Here is a 22,559-nt window from a genome sequence, read left to right as displayed (position 1 = left end):
TACCGCACTTTTTTACAAATATGAGATGCACCCCATATAGTTATGAATTCAGTCATCAATAAACCTATCGATGTATCCTATCAAATTCGGTTGAATAATGATCATAATTCCTGAACGGGTAATTGGTAATTGGTAATTGGTAATTAGTAATTGTGAGTTGGTAGTTAGTAATTAGTAATTGCTAGTTTATGATGAGCCATCACCCATTACGCATTACCAAAAATTCAGGGATTATTGGGAAAGTAATTAACCAGACTTGATATCATTCAGTATTTTCAATTAAACCCAAGTTGTAGTTAGATCTGTTGCCAGATTGGCTTGAATTAAATTAAAAAACAAATCATTAATTAAATATTAAGTATTGTAATTTTTTTGACAGAAAGTGGTATTAGAACAATGCTAAAAACAAGATTAACTAAGAACTGCTACCACTGGATGATCAGTAAAGGTTTGGCAAGACTGATTCATAAAGTGTTATTTTTTATACATTTAACGCCTAAATATCAATCCCAAAGACTTAAAAATCTAGTAGGCATTCCTCTGCACCTAGCCAAGCTCATGCTCTTCTCCCTCAGCCTACCTAGCCAAGCTCACGCTCTTCTCCCTCAGCCTGTGCAGCCTACTATTGGTGATCCGCTTACCTGCTAGCTTTTCCAGCTTGGTCAGTTCTTCAGTAGCAGCGAATCCCCTCTATCCTTTGGATGGGAACATGGTCAATGTGTGGGATTACGGTGCCAAAGGTGATGGTATAGCGCTACGCGCAATGGCATTGGCAAGAGGCAAGAGGCAAAAGTTCACGTGCATTAGCGCTTCAGCTTGTATCAATGTCCTAACCTTGAATAAGTAGTGCTATATTCCCGATGACACAGCCGCCATTCGCCAAGTAGACTATCGAACCGCTACTACAGTACCATTCCACCTTTTATCTATTTGTCTTTAAAGCAACTGTTTTTAGAGAGTTTGTTAAGAAAAATAATATAAAACAGTTAGCTAATAAATTAGTTAAAAACTAAAACTAAACCTGGAGAAACACAGTAAAAAATTTGCTTTATCTGTATTACTGTTGAGGTGTTTGCGGTTTTAATAAACCCTAGCCAATAATTATAAGGGCTAAGTCGAGGTTATAGCAACTTTCAGGCTTGATGAAGTAAACTCGTCCTCAATGACTTACTCACACACAGCCAATGAACATAATCACTCTCATTTTATTTATTGCTGGCTTTGTACTTTTGGTTGTTGGGGCGGAAATATTGGTCAAGGGCGCATCACAGTTGGCGTTGGTAGCAGGTGTCTCCCCCTTAGTGATCGGGCTGACTATAGTCGCTTACTGCACCAGTGCCCCAGAATTAGCCGTAGCATTGCAGTCAAGTTATGACGGACAAGCTGATATTGCCCTTGGTAACATCGTTGGCAGCAACATTGCCAATATTTTGCTAATCTTGGGAATATCGGCAACTATGTTACCTTTGGTTGTATCCCGGCAGTTGGTGCGATTAGATGTACCATTGATGATTGCCATATCATTCCTACTCTTGTTTATGAGCTTGGATGGCCAACTGGGTAGAGTCGATGGCAGCATCCTGTTGGCTGGCGCGATCGCATATAGTTTATTCACCATTATTCAGAGTCGCAAAGAAAATCAGAAAATCCGAGACCAGGATACCCCTCAAACCAAATATCCCCAGTCTCGTACTAGCCTTAAAAAGATAGTTAATCAGTTAGGGCTGATTGTTTTCGGCTTAGGAATGTTAGTACTAGGTTCCCGCTGGCTGATTAATGGGGCTATTGCTATGGCCAAGATGTTTGGCTGGAGCGAGTTGATTATTGGCTTAACCATTATCGCTGTTGGCACCTCTCTTCCAGAAATTGCCACCTCCATTATTGCCAGTGTCCGTGGTGAGCGAGATCTTGCCGTAGGTAACGCTATTGGCAGCAATATTTTTAATATCCTGTTGGTGCTGGGGATGTGTAGCTTGATTGTGCCTGATGGTATACAGGTGTCAACTCCTGCCCTAAACTTCGACATTCCAGTAATGATTGCAGTAGCGGTGGCTTGTCTGCCAATTTTCTTTACTGGCTATCAAATTTCCCGGTGGGAGGGATTTCTCTTTTTAAGCTATTACGGTGCCTATACCTTGTATTTGTTCCTAAACGCCACACAACACCAAGCTTTATCACAATTTAGTACTATCATGATGACATTTGTCGTACCCCTAACCATAGTTACCCTAGTGATTTTGGTGATGGGCAGTATACGGACTAGCATCAAGTCTGGTTAAATAATTGCCTTAAATAATTGCTGAATTGTTCCGATTGAGCAATTCAGCAATTGTATTTGTTAATTCTTGATTGAGGTAGTGCTAAGCTCAATTTGTCGAGCAGCTACCATGTATCGAAAAATATAATCAGCTAACTCCAAGTAGATCTGGGCACGTTCGGTGGAAGACGCCCAAACCGTTATACCATGGTTGCGAATCAATAGGACATTGACTGATGGCGGTGCAGCCTGAAAGCGATCGCATATCTCACTACTAATGCGAGAAACATCTAGATGGTTGACAAATACTGGTACCGTGACTTTAGGGTTCTCCTCCCGTACTCCAAAGCCCTTAAGCATTTCTAGCGGCGGCAAAGGCAGGGTATCGTCTTTAGTGAAGCCAGAAACTAAATTCGACTCAATGGTGTGAATATGATAACAGGCTTTAGCATCTGGGAATAAAGAGTAGATACTTTGATGAATGCTTGTTTCAGCTGAAGGACGAGATTCAGGTGATGGTTGTTCTACTACTGTGCCATCAGTGGCTATGCGAATAAAGTCTTTGCTGCCTAGCTGCCCTTTATGGCATCCACTCGCAGTAATCCAGAAGCTGCCATCGGGCTGTTTAGCAGAGAGGTTACCGGCTGTCCCCACCATCCAACCTAATTGATAGAAGTGACTAGCAGCAGTAATTAAGGTTGGTCTTGGATCAATAGCTGATAGTAATTGGTGGTGATTTCGGATTGAGGAGCCATGATTAACCATTGTTCCACCGCTGGGATAGCTTTTGTTGTACATCAAAAAAATCATCCCACGGAATGTAGGGCTTTTGGCGCTCCTCCAGGTATTTGCTGAGGCGATCGCGGGCGAATACTACCGGGGCTTTCAGGCTCATATTCAAGTCCGTTACCGAATCGCCAATGGCGATCTGCTCTTGAGCCGGGTGTTGTGCCATCACCCGCACTTTAGACACAAGTTCTGTCTCTCCTTCAAACTCAGAGGTTACCTTTAGAAAATCCCCGGTAGTTTCCACATCAACAGCATAAATAGCTGCTACCCGCTCAAGTAAGGATTTTTTCCCCGTGCTTCCCTGACTGAGAACCGTTTCCACCATGCAGCGCAAACCACCGGAAACGACAATGAAAGGGACATTTTGAGTATCAAGAAAGTCTAACAATTGCTCTAAACCAGGCCGAATCGGTTTGGATTGAGCGTAGGCAATAATGTCAGGATAGCTAGCTGAAGGAATTGACTCTAACATCTGGCGCACACCTTCCCTCAGAGTCAGCTTCATACTGTACAGCTGGGGCATAATTTGGGCGGACAACTCGGGAGCAAAGTGTTTGAGCATGCCCACAAAGGTTTCAACGGCGGTAATGGTACCGTCGAAGTCGCAGAATACAACTCGATTCACAATGGTATTTAGTCTAAGAGTGCTCAGTCCTGAGTAAGAACTGTGGCTGTTGACGATATGTTCACGATCAATAGTATTACTATAGGCATTGCTATGGCATTTATCAAACAGGTGAGGTACTTAATACCTTGGGGTTTCGTGGGATTATATATTACTGTGTGATGATTACAGAGTATGGTAAAGAAATCAAAATGTACCCCATAATCATGATAAACACCATCTTGTCATTACCCCATAACCCGATTACCTGATTACCTCATAATGAATGTATGGCTTCAAAAAATGCTTTAACGCCAGCAGCAGGACCATCGGGATGATCCATAATGCCAGTTCCAGCATTAAGAATAACCTCTTGTCCGTAATCTGCTACAACCTTAGGCACAATCCCAGCATGAATGCCAGCGGAGGGCACAGGAAATACATTACGCGATCGCAAACTATCTCGAATTCGCTTTTCCTCCTCTGGGTCAAAGGGTAAACTACCATAATGGGCGGGATATAGCACCGCATCTGCCCCACCATGAGCCATCAGGGTTCCCAAAACCACTGAGTAAGCCATCCCGTGGTTTGGGGCTCCACAGAGTGCTCCTGCTAAGGCGGGATGGGCAAAAATAGGCACATTAATCTCTGGATCAGCAGCTAGGGCTTCTAGGACAGAGAAACCGTAGGTCAAGACATTCAGCAGCAGGGCATTTGCCCCTTCCTTTACCAACGTATGAGCTTTATCAAGCAATTTGTCAGCCGAACCAGTTACATTAATGGCATAGAGTACAGTGCGCCCAGTTTGCTGTTTGATTTCATCAAGTACCTTACGGCAGACTTCTAGACGTTTCAGGGTTGGTGCTATCTCCAAATCCCCCAGAATCTCATCATCTTTAATAATGTCAAGTCCAGCTCCAGCAACCTCTTGTAAAATCTTCCCATGGTCTTCCGCTGAGAGTCCCAAGGCTGCCTTAAAAATTGCCATAATCAGGGGACGGTCAACTACTCCTAGTCTTTCCCGAATCCCGGTAATTCCGAATTTGGGATGCCTACCGTAGTGTTCTGGCAAGCGCACTGCCATGACTTTAGCTGGCCCTGCCATGGAGTATTTACCAAAAATCATGGTTAGTAGAGTAGGGATATCGTTTTCCACATTAGCTTCGGGAAAACGGATGGTAGCCAAACCAGAACCATCAGGGTTAATGACACCTTGAACAACAGTACCAAGATGGGAGCGAAACACATTTTCGAGATGGGCAAAACGAGCATTCCAGGTGCCTGCGGTTTGCCCAACAGCAATCATTTTCGCTTGTTTTTCGACATCAACACCGCTTGGAAAGCGGTAGTCAACTTCAATGGACATTTTAATTAAGTTATGAACTGGGATATTCTCAAACAGCTACTAACGGCTTCATCCGAATTTCCGTACCCGTGTATTCCGGAACCCAGCCTTCAGTAGTGATAAAGTAGCGCACAGCTTTAACCCGTCGTGATGGTGTCAGATAAAACCAATGTTCAGTATTAGCTGGCACATTAATGTACTCCTCAGGCTGCACAGTCAACTCCATTTGGCTGCCATCAGGACGTACAAACCCAAAAACCCCTTCTCCAGCAACTATGTAGCGCACTTCATCGTCAGTATGGTAGTGACAATCCTTAAATTTGGAAAGGAGGGCATCAAGATTAGGTATGTCTGGGTAAAGAACGATTAAGTCACGGGATTGATAGCCAGCGGTTTCCTTAAGTTGTTCAAAGTAGCTATCTAAAGCTTGGAGTAATGTTTCCTTTTCAATATCACTAAGGGTGTCTTGCTCTAGAAGGCTGTGAATTTCTGGGTTCTCCCCTACAGACCAGTGATTTAGCTGAACCTTCAGAGGCGCTAATTCTTGGGCAATATCACTGAGCTCGGTATAAGTTTTACCATCTTCAAGTCGTAAAACCGCCATCATGTACCTCCTGTTGGCTGTTCGATCTCCAAAGCCCCATATTATAATATTAAGCATTCATCTAGGTCAACCCACACCAGCCATCCAAACAGTATTATTAGGTATCAAAAGGCATAAAACGCTTCCAGAAAGGCTGTTTTAGAATAAAGTTCACCCAGTTTTCCTCAGAAAGGTTAACATAAATTAATATAAGAAGCTAAATTCTATATTTGCCACATCCTCGAATCTATGGAGGTAACAACGAGTGAATAAAAAGTGGAGAAACGCAGGGCTGTATGCACTCCTAGCCATAGTGGTGATCGCCCTTGGTACAGCATTTTTGGACAAACCGTCCCCAAGTCGAGATACGTGGCGGTACGACCAGCTGATTAGCCAAGTCGAGAGCGGCAAGGTGGAAACCGTTAGAATCAGTGCTGACCGCAGTAAAGCGATCGCAATCGCTCAAGATGGTCGTCAGGTAGAGGTCAATCTCCCCAATGACCCACAACTAATCAACCTTCTGAATAATAACGGTGTAGATATTTCAGTTCTACCCCAGAGTGATGAAGGTTTCTGGTTCAAGACCTTAAGCAGCTTCTTCTTCCCGATTCTGCTCTTGGTGGGATTGTTTCTATTACTGCGGCGTGCCCAGAATGGCCCAGGTTCTCAAGCCATGAACTTTGGCAAGTCCAAGGCTAGAGTCCAAATGGAACCCCAAACTCAGGTAACCTTTGGGGATGTGGCGGGTATTGAGCAAGCCAAGCTAGAGCTTAACGAAGTAGTAGACTTCCTCAAAAATGCTGACCGCTTCACTGCTATTGGGGCTAAAATTCCCAAGGGAGTCCTGCTCGTGGGACCTCCAGGAACCGGTAAAACTCTCTTAGCTCGTGCAGTAGCTGGGGAAGCAGGTGTTCCGTTTTTCTCCATCTCTGGTTCTGAGTTTGTCGAGATGTTCGTAGGGGTTGGTGCTTCTCGGGTGCGAGACCTATTTGAGCAAGCCAAAAACAATGCTCCATGTATTGTATTCATTGATGAAATCGATGCTGTGGGACGTCAGCGGGGTGCAGGTTTAGGCGGTGGTAATGATGAACGGGAGCAAACCCTCAACCAGTTGCTGACTGAAATGGATGGGTTTGAAGGTAATACCGGTATTATCATTATTGCTGCTACCAACCGCCCAGATGTTCTTGATGCTGCCCTACTACGCCCTGGTCGTTTTGATCGACAGGTAGTAGTAGACCGTCCTGATTATTCCGGACGTTTGGAAATTCTCAACGTTCATGCTCGTGGGAAAACCCTGGCCAAAGATGTGGATCTCGAGAAGATTGCCCGTCGGACCCCTGGTTTCACCGGAGCAGATTTATCCAACTTGCTCAATGAAGCAGCAATTTTGGCAGCCCGTCGCAACTTAACCGAAATCTCGATGGATGAGGTGAATGATGCCATTGACCGGGTGCTTGCAGGGCCAGAGAAGAAAGACCGGGTAATGAGCGAGAAACGCAAAACCCTCGTAGCGTTTCACGAAGCAGGTCACGCCCTTGTGGGTGCCTTAATGCCCGATTATGACCCAGTGCAGAAAATTAGCATTATTCCTCGGGGTCGTGCTGGTGGTTTGACTTGGTTCACCCCTAGCGAAGACCGGATGGATTCAGGCATGTTTTCCCGCTCTTACCTGCAAAATCAGATGGCAGTGGCCTTAGGTGGTCGGATTGCTGAAGAAATTATCTTCGGTGAAGAAGAAGTGACCACAGGTGCTTCCAATGACTTGCAACAGGTGACTCGGGTGGCACGGCAGATGGTGATGCGCTATGGTATGAGCGATCGCCTTGGCCCAGTAGCCCTAGGACGGCAGAATGGCAGTATGTTCCTAGGTCGGGATATTGCCTCAGACCGGGATTTCTCAGATGCCACAGCATCAACCATTGATGAAGAAGTTCGCAAGCTAGTTGATGAAGCCTACGAACGGGCTAAGAATGTAATTCTTGGCAATAAGCACATCCTCGATAAGCTTGCTGAAATGCTGATTGATAAAGAAACCGTAGATGCTGAGGAACTCCAAGAGATTCTAAGCACTAACGATGTCAAGATGGCTGCGATCGCTCTTTAACACAAGGCGATTTGGGCAATCACCTAGGTAAATACAATGGTGAATACAATAGCCTCTAGCTATTAATCATCCGTAACAGGATACCGTAACAGGACAGTGTAACTAAGCACTGTCCTGTATTATTTTGAGATTAAATCTTAAACAAGCATAACGATATAACTATTCCTGTTAAAAATTCCATAAGCTAATCTCAATAATCTTGAATTCTATAGATTACCCACTTGTGAATCAATCCCAAGGAGGGCGATCCTATAATCCGACTGATTTTATTTGTGATAGTATAATCAAACCAAAGCTAGGGGTGCCTGAGCAACCAGGCTGAGATTACACCCTTAGAACCTGAGTCCGGTTAATACCGGCGGAGGGAAGCTGTCATCGAGGAAATTAAATATGCGTATTGAATGGGTTGCCAAGCGCCGTGGTCAGAGCAATGTGACTCAAATGTACTATGCTCGCCAGGGTCTTCTGACAGAAGAGATGCACTACGTAGCCCAGCGGGAAAACCTTCCCGTTGAGCTGATCAAAGATGAAGTGGCACGGGGGCGAATGATTATCCCCGCCAATATCAACCACACTAACCTAGAGCCAATGTGTATTGGTATCGCCTCCAAATGTAAGGTGAATGCCAATATCGGTGCCTCCCCCAACTCTTCTAATCTTGATGAAGAGCTAGAGAAGGTTAACTTGGCCGTGAAGTACGGGGCCGATACCGTAATGGACTTGTCTACAGGTGGTGGCAACTTGGATGAGATTCGTTCCGCCATCATTAATGCCTCACCTGTACCCATTGGCACGGTACCAGTTTACCAAACCTTGGAGAGTGTCCACGGCAAAGTCGAGAACCTTACTGCCGATGACTTTCTCCACATCATTGAAAAGCACGCTCAACAAGGAGTTGACTATCAAACCATCCACGCTGGCATCTTAATCGAACATCTGCCTTTGGTCAGAAACCGACTAACCGGCATTGTTTCTCGTGGTGGTGGTATCCTAGCCAAGTGGATGCTCCATCACCACAAGCAAAATCCCCTCTATACCCACTTTGACGACATTATCGAGATTTTCAAGAAATACGATGTCTCCTTCAGCTTAGGGGATTCCCTGCGTCCTGGCTGTACCCATGATGCATCTGATCAAGCGCAGTTAGCAGAATTGAAAACATTGGGGCAGTTGACTCGTCGTGCTTGGGAACATGATGTACAGGTGATGGTAGAAGGACCTGGTCATGTGCCAATGGATCAAATTGAGTTCAATGTCAAAAAGCAGATGGAAGAGTGTTCAGAAGCACCTTTCTATGTTCTAGGACCACTCGTGACAGACATTGCTCCTGGATATGACCATATCACCTCCGCCATTGGTGCAGCTTTGGCTGGCTGGTACGGTACCGCCATGCTTTGCTATGTAACCCCGAAAGAACATTTGGGACTGCCCGATGCTGAGGATGTGCGCAATGGCTTGATTGCCTACAAAATTGCTGCTCATGCGGCGGATATTGCCAGGCATCGTCCAGGAGCACGAGACCGGGATGATCAACTCTCCATTGCTCGCTACAACTTCGACTGGAACCGCCAGTTTGAACTTTCCCTTGACCCCGAACGAGCTCGGGAATACCATGATGAAACCCTGCCAGCAGATATTTATAAGACAGCAGAGTTTTGTTCCATGTGTGGACCAAAGTTCTGTCCCATGCAAACTAAAGTTGATGCTGATGCCTTGACTGAACTAGAGAAGTTCTTGGCGAAAGAACCTGCCCATCAAGGTTAATTTAATCATCAATCAACTAAACCTTTTAAAAAAACCGGTTTCTGAGCAGAAGCCGGGTTTTTTTTGACTTTTACTGCCACTTACCTATTAGAGCGCTACGGGCTGGGAATCGGGAATCGGGAATCGGGAATCGGGAATCGGGAATCGGGAATAGGAAATACCAAATAGGAAATAGGGAATACGCAATAAGGAATACGCAATCGGGAATAGGGAATAGGCAAGAAGCAATATAAAAGCCAAGTTACACAGCTTTTAGCAATTATCAGCTCACCATTATTTGTAAATACATGATCGCGTATTTATAAAATCACTATATGTAGAAGTTATGAAGCTATTTCATATAAACTCGATAATTATAACGCATCTCCTAAAATTAGATGCTTCACAGCTGATTAACCAGTTGATTTAAGAGAAAACTCAGGTGATTTTCAGATTAGCGAATGATGGTAGTGATAGAGCTAAGATAAAACACACAAAGGATAAAAAAATGACAACTCGTGATCAATTTTGGACTATGGCAGATCATTCTCGACTGGAAGCTGAATATCTAGCTGATAAGAAACTGCAATATTTACAACATGCCCCACTGGACGCTTTACAGCAGATATGTATCCAGTACCGTCATTTTACCAAACAGTTTCCTGATAATCTGGCAATTCTAATTTCCAAAGCTCCTTACGGAAAATTTAAAAGCTTAACCGCTGAAATACTAGCAGAAGAGTTAGGTGAAGGAGATCATGAGAATAATCATCTCCAACTATGGGATAAGTATCTGTTAAGTATTGGTATAAATCAAGATTTATTTGAAAACTGTCTTAGCGAAGAAAATAAAATTTTGCTTGATGAGATTAAGCAATTAACGTTAAACAAGCCTACCACCTATGTGATTGGATTATGTGGCATGGGTGGAGAGTGTCTTTGCCAAGTTTATCTGTCTACTATGTACAAATATCTTGTCAAAAACCCATACATAAAAGAAAACAAACACACCATTGATTGGGATTTTTGGAACTTTCATGTTGGCGAAGCTGATATTATCCATCGTCAAAAGGTCAGAGATGCCATTAATGAGATAGTTGATGCCGATCCATCTACCGTAGATGATTTAACCGCTGGCTATCAGAAAGCCAAACATAATTGGGATACATTTTGGACGAATAACTACAAATTAGCCATGACTAAGCAGATGGCAGCTGTAAATTGAGTGAATAATTGAGTGAATAACTGAGTGAATAACTGAGTGGCATAGAAGTAAGTAGAGTTCATCAATCAAATCACTCTACTGCTATAATAAATATCGAATCATCACAAATTGACCCGATATTTATTATAGCAGTTGGCAATTTAATCAGGTACATCTGAAAACCATGAACGACACACAGGACAAGGAAAAGCAAAAAAGCCGATGCCTGATAGCTCACTGCTAACTGCTATATTATTTTGACTCAAAATGAAACAAAAATCAGAAATGAAGCATTCTCTTGAAGCTTTGGAGAAACATGGCCAAACCACAGCTTCATCTACATTAGGCTTGTGGGATTCTATTCGAGCAGATTTTGAGGCTGTGTTTGAGAAAGATCCTGCTGCATGCTCTTGGCTTGAGGTGTTAACTTGCTATCCAGGCTTACAGGCAGTTACGGTTCATCGCTTTGCTCATATCTTATATCGCCACCGTTTATTTTGGCTGTCTCGCTTAGTATCCTACATTGTCCGTTGGCTAACAGGAATTGATATTCATCCAGGTGCTACCCTTGGTCGGGGCATATTTATTGATCACGGTACAGGTGTAGTAATTGGGCAAACCGCCATCGTTGGAGATGGAACCTTAATTTATCAAGGCGTTACTTTAGGTGGCACTGGCAAACAACAAGGTAAACGTCATCCTACTGTGGGAAAAAATGTAATCGTCGGAGCAGGAGCAAAAATTCTTGGGGACATTGAAATTGGTAACAATAGCCGTATTGGAGCAGGCTCAGTAGTTTTACGCTCTGTTCCTAGTGACTGCACTGTCGTTGGGATTCCGGGACGAATAGTTAGGCAATTCGCCAAACCGATTAGTCCACTTGCTCACAGTAACATCCCGGATCCAGTAGCTAATGTGGTTGATAAACTTATCCAAAGGATAGATGAGTTGGAAATCAAACTAAACCAATTACAGCAGTGTAGAGAAATGCATTTCACCGAAAAGCTGTTGTGTCAAGCTCCAGCTATCAACTTATCTCACAATACTAATTTAGATAGCCGTCAGCTAGCAAAAGTGGATTAACTATTGTTAATACAGGAGACAAATGTCTTGGAAATCATTATTGCTACTATGCCCCTGTGGGTAGCCATAGTAATGCTAGTGGTATTGCAGCGACCAAGCCAACAGGCAGGACTTGCTACTTTGATAGCTGCTATCGGATCAACACTACTATTTCCTGTTTTTCGTTTGTTTCCTGGGCAATTACTACTTGCTTTGGTCAAGGGACTTGCGACATCACTATCAGTTTTCTATGTGCTATTTCCCAGTTTGCTACTTTACTATCTGCTCAAGTCTGTAGATGGTATGAGCCTTTTAGGACGGGGTATTGCTCGCTTAGTTCCTGAGCGAGACTTACAGGTGTTGCTGCTAGTGATTGGGTTCGCTCCTTTTGCCGAGTCAGTTAGTGGATTTGGAGTTGGTACCATTTTAGTAATTCCACTGTTTCTCGCACTAGGTTATAGTTCTGCTCAGTCAGCTATACTGGGTATTTTGGGTCAAATGGCTGTACCTTGGGGAGGATTAGCGATAGGTACAGTTCTTGGAGCGGAAATAACTAATCTAGATCCTAGTATTCTAGGTTCGACTACTGCTCTTTTGACTGCTCCTCTGCCCGTAGTTTACGGACTAGTGGCACTAGCAGTGAGTGGCGGAAAGAAATCCGTGCAACGCCGATGGCCAGAAGCGATCGCTGCCGGAGTGCTTCTTACCATAGGAGTTTGGGGGTTCAGTTGGATTCCTGGGGTTGAACTGGCCGGTGTACTTGGCAGCACACTGGTAATGTCATTCTTAGTGGTGTGGGCAAACCGAAAACTATTTCATAAACTATTTCATAAGGCAAAACGAAAAAGAACAGTAAATCTAGTCAACACTGCCCGTAATAGTTCCGAAAAAACGGCTCATGATTCGGCTGAGTATGGTATTACTAAAGTATCCCTCTGGCAGGTAATAGCTCCCTACGGAATTCTGACAGCAATTCTGCTGATCTCTCGCTTAGTTGTTCCTCTAAAAATTTTGCTGAAGAGCCATTTTGTGATATCCATAGCTGCCATCAATCTAAATCTACCCCTGCTTTACAACCCAGGCTTTTATTTACTTTTGACAGCTTTGGCTACAGTCACAATTTTGGGAACAGTCGTACACAAACTGCAAGTGATAACAATACAAGCTTGGCAACAATTTATCCCTGGAGCCATCGCACTCGCCTGTTTTCTAGCAGCCTCTCAAGTTATGCAAGCCAGTGGCATGATAGCTAGTCTAGGCATGGCCGCAGCAACACTTGGTGACAAGTATATATGGGTTGCACCTTGGTTAGCTGCTCTAGGAGGCTGGATTACTGGTTCAAGTACTGCGAGTAATGCCCTGCTTTCCCAATTACAACAAGAGGTAAGCATTCAGTCTGGCTTACCACTAGAGTGGCTGATGGGAGCTCAGAATGGAGCTAGCGCCCACGCCACGATGATTTCACCTGCTCGCGCTATTATTGCTGCCACTGCTGTTGGGTGGTCTGGAGCTGAAGTCTTTTTGCTCCGGCAGATGGGACTAGTTGTTCTAGGAGCAGTGGCAGTTATTATGTCACTTCTGGTTTTGGCTTTACCATAAAATCTCTATTTTTAGATAGAGTAAGTATCAAATAAATCACTGAACATAAATTATGTTAATTATGTTCTCTTGATTAAGAAAATTAAAGTTGCTCAAACCCTTTCTGTTCCAAGATACCCGATCACCCATCCGAAGTTCCCTGGTCTGAACAGTCAACTTGAATTATGTCTGGCTACCGACTATGATATGTAAATCCTAGAGATGGTGTAGCCAAATGACCCAGCTGAAATGCCCTAAATGTGAAGGAACCTTAGAAGCAGTTGTGTATTCAACGATTCCTGTAGACCGCTGCAGCAGCTGTCAAGGGATCTGGTTTGATTCCATGGAAGCTCAACTGTTGAAGGACATAAAAGGCTCCGAGATTATAGATACAGGTGACCCTAAAACAGGGAGGAACTTTAATGAAATTAGAGATATTAATTGCCCGAAATGCCAGACAAAACTGACCAAAATGGTTGATATAAAACAGACTCATATTCGGTATTAAAAATGCCCGGTATGCTATGGTATATGGTTTGATGCTGGTGAATTTAAGGATTATAAGGAAGAGGGAATAGCAGACTTTTTTAAGGATATTTTTAGCTAATTAATAGCCTAATTAGCAATTTAAAATTTAAATTAATTGGCTGCCACTGGGAAAACCTATGGGAAAAGGTAGTAGCTTGACCACGATGCTAATTTCCCTGATCAAGCAGGTTCGAGATGCTCAAGTCCGAAATGATCAACTCTATTGGGCTGGTTTCGGTAAAGTGATGATAAATTCACTATACGCTCCCACTTCAGTTTCCAGCTTCAAGGTTCCTCCATGCTGACCGACGATGATATCATGGGTCATTGATAATCCTAATCCTGTTCCTTCTCCAGTGGGTTTAGTGGTAAAGAAAGGATGGAAAATTTTATCTTTAATCTCCGGTGGTATCCCTATACCATTGTCACGGATGCGGATTTCTACCATCTGCTCCAGATTTTGGGTTTTGACCCGCAATGTCGCGGTAAAGGCTTTCTCCACCTGATCTGGATCTGACTGATAAGATTGCTGTTTGGCTTGAACCGCATAGCAACTGTTGTCAAGTAGGTTAATGAAGGCGCGGCTAAGATCATTTGATACTAGCTCTAATGGTTCAATAGAGTTATCGTAATCTGTGTCAATGATAATATTGAAGCGATTGTCAGAGGCTCGCTTGCTGTGATACACCAACTGTACTGCTTCGGCTAAAAGTTCATTAAGGTCAGTCAGTTGATGTTGAGAGCTCTCGGTTCGTGCGTGCAGCATCATACTGCTAATAATGCTATCGGCTCTGTTCCCGTGCTTATTGATAGCTAGGGAATTTTCTTTGATGTCGGTTAAAATCTCTTTGAGATAGTCTAGAGCGTCTGGATCGAGATGTTCAGATTGGTTGTCAAGTTCTTCAATCGCTTCCTCCACCAGCTCAACCGAACCTTCAGCATAGTTGTTAACAAAGTTGAGAGGATTTCTGAGCTCATGGGCAATACCTGCGGTTAACGCCCCGAGGGAGGCAAGTTTTTCTTGGACAACAATCTGCTGTTGAGCAGCTTTTAATTCGACGGTTCTTTGTTCTACTTTCTCTTCTAGGTTGTGGGAATAGTCTTCTAGTTGCCCATTGGCTTGCTGCAAATCCTGATTCAGTTGAGAGAGTTCCGCCAGTAATCGCTCCCGCTCGGCTTCGGCTCGTTTACGTTCGGTGATGTCTTGAAAGGCTGCGATCGCATAAGCCACATTTCGCTCTTGATCATAGATCGGTGTACCCCAAGCTTCTACAGGAATCATCTTATCCCGTTGGCGTATTTCCATATCGTCAACTGCCACACTCTCCCCCTGCAACGCCCTCAAAATCGGATTCTGTGCTTTCGGGTAAAGTTGCTCAGTTCCAGCGAGATAAATCTGATAAGTGTCTTGTAACTGTGACTTTTTAGCTGACTCTATGATAGCTCTGTCTGAAATCTGCTGTCCAGCTTTATTGATCAAATAAGGCTTACCCTTGGCATCAGTTACACATACTCCCACAGGCATGGCTTCTAAGAACTGCCTCAAGCGATTCTCATTTTCATGGAGTTGGGAAATTAAATCAGCTTGTTCGCGGTTGGATTTTTCTAGCGCTTGATTCATTGTCTGGAGTTGAGCATTTTTTTCAGCTAGCGCCTTATCCTGAGAATAACTATACAATGCCTCTTTTACAGTAATTCTGAGGTCGTCAGCCTGCCAAGGCTTAGGGATATAACGATATAATTTAGCATAGTTAATCACATTTCCCACCGCTTCCAAATCCGCTTGCCCAGTCAACATAATTTTGAGGGTTTTGGGTGAAATAGTATGAATGCGTTTGAGTAATTCATCCCCTTTCAGATTGGGCATGATGTAATCAGAAATAACCAGGGCAACTTCATAGTCATCCTCTACTAATTCTTCGAAGACTTCTAACGCTTCTTCCCCACCTTGGGTCATTTCAATCAGATAGTTATCTCCCAAACTAGTTTCTAGCTCTATTTTCAGGCTATCTAGGATGGTTTGTTCGTCATCAACACAGATAATGGCAGTTCGATTCATAATTCGACTAAAGCATCCTGAATTGTTAAAATTAATTCCCGAGTATTCCAGGGTTTATGTAAACATCGATATAAGTTAGCATATTGTTTCGCCCGTTCAACCGCTTCCTCATCAGCTTGTCCCGTTAGCATCACTTTAATAATATCGGGATATTTGTGATGGACATTAATCAGAAATTGATCCCCTTTCATTCCTGGCATTAACCAATCGGAGACAATAATCAGAATTTGTTCTCCATTATCATAGAGTTCATCAATGATTTCCAAAGCTTCATCAGCACTTTCAGCAAATTCATAGAGATACTTATCTTCAAAAGCTGCTTGAAGTTCCATCTCCAAGCTTTTCAAAATCGATATTTCATCATCAACACATAAAATTACGGCGTCAGACATGACTAGTTCCCTCATTGAATTCATACCAATTCTGGCCGATTACGGCTACAGATCAATTTCATCTGGCCATCTCCCGATCTGGCGATCTCCCGATTTCCCCATCTGCATCTGTAGTCCTACTTTGAAAAATGGCTATCAATAGTCAGAGAAACGGTCGAGATGGGTTGAGTAGGCAAGGTCGCGTTCGCTAGCCAACGCCCTTCGGGCTAATCGCATAAGTAATCTTACGGTCTTGATCGAAGATGACAAGTTTTTGGTAAGCCTCACACACCCCTCGATAAACCAGGGTTCTAAGGCGCTTAGTAAATTTCCTCAGTGAGCCGATAGCCTGGGAGTGTAATCATTATTGGTTACTATGGATGATTTAATGACATGGACTGCAACTAGTCACAGTTTTGACACTCCCCGCTCTTGCCTAGACCGGGTTTTTTTTCCTTGGACCATTGTTTATGAACTAGCTAAACTTATAACTAGCTACACTTATAACTAGCTACACTTATAAAGTTCCCCAGCAATCCTGTCCAAATAACAGTTTCAGGTTCATCATCTCAATGTACCTCCTCAGCCATCGGCTGTGGCTGCTGAATCGGTAGGGAAACTGTAAAGGTAGTTTCACCAGGTACGGACTCCACCTCCATGTGTCCGTGATGTTTCTCTACAATTTTCCTAACAATATCTAATCCCAAACCACTGCCTTCTCCAGCGGCTTTCGTGGTAAAGAACGGCTGAAAGATTTTCGGCTGAATTTCAGGAGGAATCCCTTTGCCAGTGTCAGTAATGCTGACCTTGATTTGGTCATCTTGCTGCCTCACATTAATGCTTAAAGTCCCCTTGTTCTCCATAGCTTGGAGAGCATTGTGAATCAGATTCGTCCAGACTTGATTGAGTTCATCAGGATAGCACCGGATAACTGGCAAAGAATCGTCATAGTTTCTGTAGACGTCTACGCCATGTTTGAGTTGGTTATGATAAAGAGTCAAGACCGTGTCAATGCCATCAGTAATCTGTGCATCTATCTTTTCCCCACTAGAGTCATAACGAGCATAAGTTTTCAAGGCAAACACCACTTTTGTGGCTCGTTCCACGGCAGTGGTAATGTTGCGAGTACTCGTATAGAGGTTAGCTAACTGATAGGCAGTGGTTAAAATCATTTCGTTGTCTGGGTCTTTCAGGAGAGGCAAAAACTCTTCAAAGTCCTCATAAACCCCAATTCCCGCCAATAAATTGGCTAGCTTGACTGCTTTATCAATAGCGTAGGATTCCAGTTGGCTTTTCAACCTTCGTTTGAGTTGACGTTGCTCTCGGGTAGATAGAGGGGTACTCTGTCGGCTGGAGTATTGGAGTAAGGCCAACACATCGGACTGACGTTCTGGCGAGAGTCCTTGAAAAAATGAGGGTAATTGCTGGAGGTGGTCGTTGAAGAAGTTAGACAGATTGCCCACACAGGAGCGAATTGCTCCGAGGGGAGTATTGATTTCGTGAGCGATTCCTGCAACCAGTTGTCCAAGAGCAGCGAGTTTTTCTTGGGCGATTATCTGGCTTTGGGCAGCTTCGAGCTGTTCTAGGGTGTTTTGCCACCTCGCTTCTGCTGACCTTAGCTGTTCAATTTCCTCTTTAAGAAGGGCATTTTGCTCCTTGAGGGCCTTTGCCTGACTTTGCAGTTGCAAATGGGTTCTAACTCTGGCTAATACTTCCTCTGACTGAATCGGTTTGGTCAGATAGTCCACTGCTCCGAGAGAAAAACCCTTGACCTTGTTCACGGTCTCGCTCAGGGCTGTCATAAAAATCACAGGAATTTCACGGGTTAACGGATTTTCCTTCAGCCGATGGCACGTTTCAAATCCATCAATTCCTGGCATCATCACATCTAACACAATCAGATCTGGCGGTTTATAGTCAACCTGTTCAATGGCGCTTTCGCCATCAGTGGCAACTGCAACTTTGAAACCAGCACTGATCAATGTTGTGGATAGTACTTCTAAATTGGTGGCGATATCATCTACAATTAATATTAGTTGTTGATCCTGGCCATTGATCATTGTTACACCTTTTTATAGAGTGGTCGAAGCAAGTAACCAATTAATAAATCGTTGCTAAACCATCCTGATAACTCCTAATAACCCTAACCATAAATCTATCAGCATGACTTTCTAATAGTTAAACCGTAAAACTAGGATTTTATTAATGTTAATCCCATTAACCCCTAAAACTTTGCTCTCATTATCAATGACTGTTTGCTTAGCCGAAAAGTAGGCTATTGGCTGATCCCTGGCAAGGGTAGCATGGGCTTAGGGCGTTAACTGACGGCACCTCAAGTAGTGTGGGCGTAGCCCATAGGCTTACCTCTTAACTAATTACGTTCCAGGTATTGTTTGATGAAATCTTGGATTTTTTTAACCTGAAAGCCTTGAGCGAATTGCTGGATATGTTGGACAAAAATCGCAAATTTATCATCGGATTTATCCAGAGTATCCACTTGTTCTAGAATTTCGCTGATTAAGCCTGTTCTGGCCAAATCATAGAGCTGAGCAAGTTTTTCAGCTGGGGGAGGGATAATCTCTGTAGTTTGACATGAGATGTTTTCAGCCATCATCTTTTCTCGTTCTTCTTTTCCTTCATACACCCATTCCAGTCTCAGATGCATCCGTAATATCTCGAATAGTTTTTCTGAATCTACTGGCTTGGGCAGAAACTCGTCCGCCCCAGACTCAATACTCTTGTGTTGGTGAGTATCAAATACGCTGGCTGAGCAAGCAATCACCACTACTGACTGTAATTGGGGAGATTCTCGCAGCTGTCGGATCAATTCCCAACCATTCATCCCTGGCATGAGCAAGTCCGTAATAATTACCTCAGGCTGACACTGAGCTTTCTCCAAACCCTCTTGACCGTTGGTGGCCTCCACCAGTTCAAACCCAAGGGGGGCAAGCAGATTAACCAAAACCATGCGATTTTCCCATTTATCATCCACCACCAGGATTTTCCGCCCCTGGCCTTTGAAGCCAATGATCCCTGTTTGAGAAGCCATGGGGGCATGTAAGCTTTCTGTGGCTTCTGGCAACTCCAAATTAAACCAAAACACACTGCCAATTTCCGGCTGGCTCCTGACTTCTAAGGTAGAGTTCATCATACACAGGAGTTTCTGAGTAATCGCTAATCCCAATCCTGTCCCTTCTGCTTTGCGAAAGGGATTTCCTACTTGCTCAAAGGGTAAAAAAATCTTTTGTAATTGCTCTGGGGTTATACCAATCCCAGTATCTTCTACTTGAAACCGGATTTTTGTCCTTTTTTCTTTGTTAAGCTCCCTTGTGAAGGAGGGTGATGGGGAGATATCCTTTTGGGTAGATTCAAGGACACTCACTTTCAAGGTTACTTCCCCAGAGTCAGTAAACTTGATGGCATTACTTAGGAGATTCATCAGTACTTGTCGTAGGCGTTTCTCATCCCCATAGATGCCATTGGGGAGTTGAGAAAGGGGTTGGTAAGTAAATACAATGTCCTTCTGATTAGCGCGGATACTGCAGATGTCAACCAGGTTTTCCAGAAAGGAGGAAAAATGAAAATTTCTAGGAACGAGTTCCATTTTCCTGGCTTCAATTTTGGATAGATCTAGAATGTCGTTAATCAGGGTTAACAGGTGTGAACCACACTGATGAATGATGTGGACGCCTTTGAGTTCCTCAGGGGTCATGGTTTTGGACTTTTTGAGGATTTGGGTGTAGCCGAGGATACCATTAAGGGGGGTTCTTAGTTCGTGGCTCATGTTAGCCAGGAATTCGCTTTTGGCACGATTGGCGACTTCCGCAGCCTCTTTAGCATGTTGGAGTGCGGCTTCCGCTCGGTTGCGAGCAGTGACATCAACCATAACCGCTAGAGACCGAACCACCTGACCTAACTCATCTTGTTCAGCAATAGCGGAAAGAAGCACGTCAATGATTTCTCCATTCTTGCAAATCACCTGATAGGGAACATCCAAGCACATTTCTGTCTCAAAACATTTAGGCAGAAACACCCCTTGGGTGTACTGGCGTGATTCTGTTAAAAAATCAGTTGATTGTCTTCCAATAACTTCATTACGATCGTAGCCTAACTTCTTTTGCCAGTAGTTACTGACACTGAGCAATTTACCATTGCTATCAATCGAATGCAGCATAACTGGTGTATTTTCATAGAGCGTGCGAAAGCGTTCTCTGCTCAGCCGCAGCTCCTCCTCGGCCTGTTTGCGATCGCTAATATCTTTATGGGTTCCTGCCATTCGTTTCGGGTTGCCCTTGTGATCATGAGCCACGACTTTACCGTAAATGGCAATCCATTTCCATTGACCAGATTTGGTTCGTACTCTATGGTCACAGGCCAAGAGAACCGAACTGTTCTTTAGACAAGCATTCAGCAACGACTTTACTAAGGCTTTATCCTCTGGATGTATCAGCTTTTCCCAACTGCTGAGGTATCCTGGTAGCTCATCCACATCATAGCCCAGCATTTCTAACCACCGGGGACTGTAATAAACCTCTCCAGTCGTGATGTTCCAGTCCCAGAGTCCATCACCAGATCCTTCTAAGGCTAGCTGCAAGCGTTCCTGACTCAGTCCCAGTTCCTCTTCTGCGTGCTGATGCTCTATCTTAGCCCGTGCTAGTAAGCTAGAACCAATACCAATTAGCAGCACTAAACTACCATAAAGCCACCCTAGCGGCTTCCAGGAATCACGAGAGCGTTCATTTATCACCTTAGGGGAAATGTAGGTGACAATTTTCCAGGTATCGGAGTTAGCATCCATCGTAGTGGGATCAGAAAAACGCTTTTGTACAGGAGTTTTACCTGTTTGCATCTCGTAGAAAGGATGAACAGTGGTAAAGGTAAACTTACCGTTAGTAGTTTCAAATTGCCCCTGATCAGCCTTAGAAATCCGTTGCCATTCTTTTGGAAACCCCTTGGCAAAGGTACGGTCTTTGCGGTTAGGATACATGAATCCCCATTCATCCTCTGGCTTGGTTCCCTTCAGCCAAAACCCCTCACCATTCAAGAGCATCATTTCCCCTAAGGACGTGTGATTTTCGGATTCCAAACTATTGATGAAATGTTTAGGAAAATAGTTAATTATGACGATGCCCCGTTTCTGACCAGAACTGTCAAACACAGGACTACCAACGCGAATCACTGGCTTCAGGGGGTGTTCAATTTTTCCATTTTCGACATTCAGGTCTAGGGGAGAGACAAACATTTCTCCCTTTGGCAAAGCTAAGGTTTTTTGAAACCAGTAACGATTTGCCTTGACTTGCAGTTGTTCCTCAGGCACAATAACCGGCTGACCTTGGTTAAAGTTGACTGTAACAATTTCTTTACCAGTTGTATCCAGAAAGCGAATTTGGTCATAAAGCCCTTTCTCTCGAACCAGGATCAGATATTCTTGAGTAAGGGCCATGCGCCACCTTTCAGTTTCTTGGGGAGCATCACTGGTGCTATCTAACATTGCCCGTAACTCATTTTGATTGGCTAGGAATCTCAAGTCTGATTCAATGACATGGAAATCACTAGCTGCTCCTTGAGCTGCCATCTCAACATTACGAATTTCATTAAGGTTGACTTCGGTTGTGTCAACCTTAACCTCGGTGCGATGCATGAGCACTAGAAAACTTCCTATCCCTATCGTTAAAGGTATAAAAATAGCTAAAAAGTAGTTTAATTCGGCTATAGGGCTAATTTTTTTGATAGTTTTCATTGCTCCGATTAACTAGTTTAGTTTTTGCTAGTTTTTAAAAATTATTCTGTTCACTGTTACCCTTTAATTGTTCCCTTTAATTACCAAAAAACTGTAGTATTTTTTTTTTTTTTTTTAAATAGTCACTACTTCTGCTGCCGCAACTATATATATTGTGTATAATTTAGTTATGAATCAATCCTATAGCAAAGGGAACAGGAAGCAGGGAGTAGGGACCATGGACCATGGACTAGGAACTAGGGAACAAAAATTATCAAAATTATTACACAGATTGCTATACACAATATAGAGTTTTATGCCTGGTTTTATGGTTTTTTAATTAACAAAATAATTAATTAATTATAGCTTTTTTTCGCCTAATGAGTTACACAGGATTTTTTCCCTCTTTCCTACTCCCTACTCCCTACTCCCTACTCCCTACTCCCTACTCCCTACTCCCTGCTCCCTTTGCTGTAATAATTATTTATCCCTATATTGCTGAATAAACTGTCGAATTTTTTTGAGTTTAAAGTCTTCGGATAATTGACGGAGATTTTGGCTAAATGGGATTAATTTATCATCAGATGTTTCCAGGATTTCAACTTGTTTT

Annotated in this window: 18 protein-coding genes, 1 pseudogene and 1 riboswitch; of the genes and pseudogenes, 10 read left to right on the top strand and 9 right to left on the bottom strand. The window is 43.5% G+C overall.

What is annotated here, in order from left to right:
• The first annotated feature begins 628 nt into the window (after nucleotides 1-628).
• Nucleotides 629-847 carry a hypothetical protein gene (locus tag BJP37_RS35280; RefSeq protein WP_143727411.1) on the top strand — a complete coding sequence of 73 codons (219 nt, stop codon included), beginning with the start codon at nucleotides 629-631 and terminating at the stop codon, nucleotides 845-847.
• 337 nt (nucleotides 848-1,184) lie between these two features.
• The gene (locus BJP37_RS01125) at nucleotides 1,185-2,279 is read left to right on the top strand and encodes a calcium/sodium antiporter (protein WP_075895816.1); all 1,095 of its coding nucleotides are present in this window, start codon (nucleotides 1,185-1,187) and stop codon (nucleotides 2,277-2,279) included.
• 59 nt (nucleotides 2,280-2,338) lie between these two features.
• Here the strand turns inward: BJP37_RS01125 and mtnB are convergent, their stop codons facing one another.
• The 4 genes from mtnB to BJP37_RS01105 all read right to left on the bottom strand — a co-directional run bounded on the left by mtnB (nucleotide 2,339) and on the right by BJP37_RS01105 (nucleotide 5,599).
• On the bottom strand, nucleotides 2,339-3,022 hold the full coding sequence (mtnB, locus tag BJP37_RS01120; protein ID WP_075895814.1) for a methylthioribulose 1-phosphate dehydratase: 684 nt from the start codon (nucleotides 3,020-3,022) through the stop codon (nucleotides 2,339-2,341).
• A complete protein-coding gene (locus tag BJP37_RS01115) occupies nucleotides 3,015-3,671 on the bottom strand; it encodes an HAD-IB family phosphatase (protein WP_075895812.1) in 657 nt (218 codons plus the stop codon). The genes mtnB and BJP37_RS01115 overlap by 8 nt, the downstream gene beginning before the upstream one ends.
• 256 nt (nucleotides 3,672-3,927) lie before the next feature.
• Nucleotides 3,928-5,016, bottom strand: a complete 1,089-nt coding sequence (locus BJP37_RS01110; RefSeq protein WP_075895810.1) for a RuBisCO large subunit C-terminal-like domain-containing protein — start codon at nucleotides 5,014-5,016, stop codon at nucleotides 3,928-3,930.
• A 28-nt stretch (nucleotides 5,017-5,044) separates the two neighbouring features.
• Complete coding sequence (locus BJP37_RS01105) at nucleotides 5,045-5,599, bottom strand: 1,2-dihydroxy-3-keto-5-methylthiopentene dioxygenase (RefSeq protein WP_075895808.1); 555 nt, start codon at nucleotides 5,597-5,599, stop codon at nucleotides 5,045-5,047.
• Nucleotides 5,600-5,843: 244 nt separating this feature from the next.
• Between BJP37_RS01105 and ftsH3 the strand changes: the two genes are divergently transcribed.
• The gene (gene ftsH3 / locus BJP37_RS01100; RefSeq protein WP_070390739.1) at nucleotides 5,844-7,685 is read left to right on the top strand and encodes an ATP-dependent zinc metalloprotease FtsH3; all 1,842 of its coding nucleotides are present in this window, start codon (nucleotides 5,844-5,846) and stop codon (nucleotides 7,683-7,685) included.
• Nucleotides 7,686-7,972: 287 nt separating this feature from the next.
• A riboswitch (TPP riboswitch) is annotated at nucleotides 7,973-8,069 on the top strand.
• Nucleotides 8,070-8,075: 6 nt separating this feature from the next.
• Entirely contained in the window at nucleotides 8,076-9,449 is a 1,374-nt protein-coding gene (gene thiC / locus BJP37_RS01095; protein ID WP_075895806.1) for a phosphomethylpyrimidine synthase, read from the top strand.
• An 87-nt stretch (nucleotides 9,450-9,536) separates the two neighbouring features.
• On the opposite strand, the gene BJP37_RS38155 is transcribed toward thiC, so the two are convergent.
• Nucleotides 9,537-9,689 (bottom strand): hypothetical protein, encoded by a 153-nt coding sequence (locus tag BJP37_RS38155; RefSeq protein WP_158069342.1) that lies wholly within the window; start codon nucleotides 9,687-9,689, stop codon nucleotides 9,537-9,539.
• Nucleotides 9,690-9,936: 247 nt separating this feature from the next.
• Here BJP37_RS38155 and BJP37_RS01090 point away from each other — a divergent pair, with 247 nt between their 5' ends.
• The 5 genes and pseudogenes from BJP37_RS01090 to BJP37_RS44480 all read left to right on the top strand — a co-directional run.
• Nucleotides 9,937-10,653, top strand: coding sequence for an iron-containing redox enzyme family protein (locus tag BJP37_RS01090; RefSeq protein ID WP_143727410.1), 717 nt, complete (start codon nucleotides 9,937-9,939; stop codon nucleotides 10,651-10,653).
• 327 nt (nucleotides 10,654-10,980) lie between these two features.
• Complete coding sequence (gene cysE / locus BJP37_RS01085) at nucleotides 10,981-11,715, top strand: serine O-acetyltransferase (RefSeq protein ID WP_075905638.1); 735 nt, start codon at nucleotides 10,981-10,983, stop codon at nucleotides 11,713-11,715.
• Between the two features lie 27 nt (nucleotides 11,716-11,742).
• Nucleotides 11,743-13,293 carry an L-lactate permease gene (locus BJP37_RS01080; protein WP_075895802.1) on the top strand — a complete coding sequence of 517 codons (1,551 nt, stop codon included), beginning with the start codon at nucleotides 11,743-11,745 and terminating at the stop codon, nucleotides 13,291-13,293.
• Nucleotides 13,294-13,507: 214 nt separating this feature from the next.
• Nucleotides 13,508-13,780, top strand: a complete 273-nt coding sequence (locus tag BJP37_RS01075; RefSeq protein WP_229415146.1) for a TFIIB-type zinc ribbon-containing protein — start codon at nucleotides 13,508-13,510, stop codon at nucleotides 13,778-13,780.
• 3 nt (nucleotides 13,781-13,783) lie between these two features.
• Nucleotides 13,784-13,879 (top strand): annotated as a pseudogene (locus BJP37_RS44480) (zf-TFIIB domain-containing protein); the annotation flags it as partial.
• A gap of 141 nt (nucleotides 13,880-14,020) precedes the next feature.
• Here BJP37_RS44480 and BJP37_RS01070 read toward each other — a convergent pair.
• The 4 genes from BJP37_RS01070 to BJP37_RS01055 all read right to left on the bottom strand — a co-directional run bounded on the left by BJP37_RS01070 (nucleotide 14,021) and on the right by BJP37_RS01055 (nucleotide 21,970).
• Entirely contained in the window at nucleotides 14,021-15,859 is a 1,839-nt protein-coding gene (locus BJP37_RS01070; protein ID WP_075895800.1) for an ATP-binding protein, read from the bottom strand.
• Nucleotides 15,856-16,251 (bottom strand): response regulator, encoded by a 396-nt coding sequence (locus BJP37_RS01065; RefSeq protein ID WP_070396425.1) that lies wholly within the window; start codon nucleotides 16,249-16,251, stop codon nucleotides 15,856-15,858. Before BJP37_RS01065 ends, BJP37_RS01070 begins: the two co-directional genes overlap by 4 nt.
• Nucleotides 16,252-16,799: 548 nt before the next feature.
• Nucleotides 16,800-18,290: a response regulator gene (locus tag BJP37_RS01060; protein WP_075895798.1), complete on the bottom strand. Its 1,491-nt coding sequence runs from the start codon at nucleotides 18,288-18,290 to the stop codon at nucleotides 16,800-16,802.
• Between the two features lie 311 nt (nucleotides 18,291-18,601).
• Complete coding sequence (locus BJP37_RS01055) at nucleotides 18,602-21,970, bottom strand: PAS domain S-box protein (RefSeq protein WP_075895796.1); 3,369 nt, start codon at nucleotides 21,968-21,970, stop codon at nucleotides 18,602-18,604.
• 359 nt (nucleotides 21,971-22,329) lie between these two features.
• Between BJP37_RS01055 and BJP37_RS43155 the strand changes: the two genes are divergently transcribed.
• Complete coding sequence (locus tag BJP37_RS43155; protein ID WP_269086927.1) at nucleotides 22,330-22,455, top strand: hypothetical protein; 126 nt, start codon at nucleotides 22,330-22,332, stop codon at nucleotides 22,453-22,455.
• The last annotated feature ends 104 nt before the right edge of the window (nucleotides 22,456-22,559 follow it).

This window comes from Moorena bouillonii PNG (assembly GCF_001942495.1).
Lineage (GTDB): Bacteria > Cyanobacteriota > Cyanobacteriia > Cyanobacteriales > Coleofasciculaceae > Moorena > Moorena bouillonii.
The sequence above is the reverse complement of the archived record's forward strand: the minus strand, read 5'-3'. Positions and strand labels throughout refer to the sequence as shown.

What these genes read in the sequence shown, in the direction of transcription:
- BJP37_RS43155 (WP_269086927.1), top strand. Translation starts at nt 22,330, where the DNA reads ATGAGTTACACAGGATTTTTTCCCTCTTTCCTACTCCCTACTCCCTAC.
- BJP37_RS01125 (WP_075895816.1), top strand. Translation starts at nt 1,185, where the DNA reads ATGAACATAATCACTCTCATTTTATTTATTGCTGGCTTTGTACTTTTG.
- thiC (WP_075895806.1), top strand. Translation starts at nt 8,076, where the DNA reads ATGCGTATTGAATGGGTTGCCAAGCGCCGTGGTCAGAGCAATGTGACT.
- BJP37_RS01110 (WP_075895810.1), bottom strand. Translation starts at nt 5,016, where the DNA reads ATGTCCATTGAAGTTGACTACCGCTTTCCAAGCGGTGTTGATGTCGAA.
- BJP37_RS01075 (WP_229415146.1), top strand. Translation starts at nt 13,508, where the DNA reads ATGACCCAGCTGAAATGCCCTAAATGTGAAGGAACCTTAGAAGCAGTT.
- BJP37_RS01105 (WP_075895808.1), bottom strand. Translation starts at nt 5,599, where the DNA reads ATGGCGGTTTTACGACTTGAAGATGGTAAAACTTATACCGAGCTCAGT.
- BJP37_RS01090 (WP_143727410.1), top strand. Translation starts at nt 9,937, where the DNA reads ATGACAACTCGTGATCAATTTTGGACTATGGCAGATCATTCTCGACTG.
- BJP37_RS01065 (WP_070396425.1), bottom strand. Translation starts at nt 16,251, where the DNA reads ATGTCTGACGCCGTAATTTTATGTGTTGATGATGAAATATCGATTTTG.
- mtnB (WP_075895814.1), bottom strand. Translation starts at nt 3,022, where the DNA reads ATGGTTAATCATGGCTCCTCAATCCGAAATCACCACCAATTACTATCA.
- BJP37_RS01055 (WP_075895796.1), bottom strand. Translation starts at nt 21,970, where the DNA reads ATGAAAACTATCAAAAAAATTAGCCCTATAGCCGAATTAAACTACTTT.
- BJP37_RS01060 (WP_075895798.1), bottom strand. Translation starts at nt 18,290, where the DNA reads ATGATCAATGGCCAGGATCAACAACTAATATTAATTGTAGATGATATC.
- BJP37_RS01070 (WP_075895800.1), bottom strand. Translation starts at nt 15,859, where the DNA reads ATGAATCGAACTGCCATTATCTGTGTTGATGACGAACAAACCATCCTA.